The organism is Mesorhizobium sp. M1423 (assembly GCF_040317575.1).
Classification (GTDB): Bacteria; Pseudomonadota; Alphaproteobacteria; order Rhizobiales; family Rhizobiaceae; genus Mesorhizobium.
In genome coordinates, this window is the sequence record NZ_JAMYKU010000077.1 from 1 (window position 1) to 1,133 (window position 1,133).

Consider the following 1,133-nt stretch of genomic DNA (forward strand, 5'->3'; position numbering starts at 1 on the left):
TCAGCGTGGCCTGGAGCATCTTTCCGGCACGATCCAACACGACGGGAAGCGCGTTGGCGTCTTCGCCCAGTGAAATCAGCGACATTGTTGCGTTGTCGAAAATGCCAGACTTGACGATTGCGCTATGAAGGCGGGCGCCATTGGCGACGTCGTCTTCGATCGCGGTAAAACTTGCCCATAGTGAACTCTGCCGGGAGACATTCGCCGACAGGCCAAGCGCTTCGGTCATTGCCACCCCGTTGCCGAGAAGGAGGGACAAAGTCTCAAGATAGCGCGCTATCACCGTGTCCTTGACCAGCGAGCCGATCAACGGAATTCTCAGCAGCCAGCGCGAGAACAACGCCTTCGCCCCCGCTGACCTCGAAAGAAAGAGATAGAAGAGCAAAGCAACGGTTGCCGCGAGCGGGAACACGAAGGGATAGTCGGAGAAAACGGTTCCGAGCCCGGAAAGCAGCTTCATGGTGAACGGTTTTGCCGCCGACGAGCCTTCGAAGATCGGCTCCAGCGCGGGCACCAGCACCGTCGCCAAAATAACGAGCGCCCCGCTCATGACCACCAGCAGAAAGGCGGGGTAAGTCAGCGCTTCGACGATCGCTGCACGACGCTTTGCCTTTGCTTCGAATGTATCGGCCAGCCTTTGGCAGATGAATGCCATCTTGCCGCTGCGTTCGCCGCTGGCGAGCAAGGCCGCCACGTCCGATGTGATCCCCGGCAGGCTGGCAAAGGCTTCGGCAATCGGCCGCCCACCGGTCGTGAGGTCGAGCACGGACTGCAGCTGCCGGCGCCGCGTGTGATTGCCTTCGCCCGAAATCACCGCGCTCAAGGCGCGATCGACGGTGAAACCCGCGTTCAAGAGCACCGAAAGCTCGGAAAACAGCCGGCTGAGATCGACCCGTCGGGCAAACGTAAGGGAGCCGCGTCCGGGCAGCCGAATAAGTTGCCTTGCTCCGTCGACGGGGGCGAGATGATAGGATCGGCGCCCCTGTTGCGCCAATTTGCGGGCGGCGTCCTGCTTGGTCGACGCGTCGAGAACGCCGCTTTCCCTGGTTCCGTCGACAAGGTAGGCGCGGTAGGCAAAGGCCGGCATCAACCGCCTCCATTAAGGTCGATGACACGCCGGACTTCTTCCATCG

General features: G+C 61.3%; 1 protein-coding gene. It reads right to left on the reverse strand.

The window, feature by feature from the left end; genetic code table 11:
• The coding region (locus tag NKG95_RS34135) for a type II secretion system F family protein (RefSeq protein WP_353043872.1) at positions 1-1,087 on the reverse strand (1,087 nt) is incomplete at its 3' end.
• Positions 1,088-1,133 lie beyond the last annotated feature (46 nt).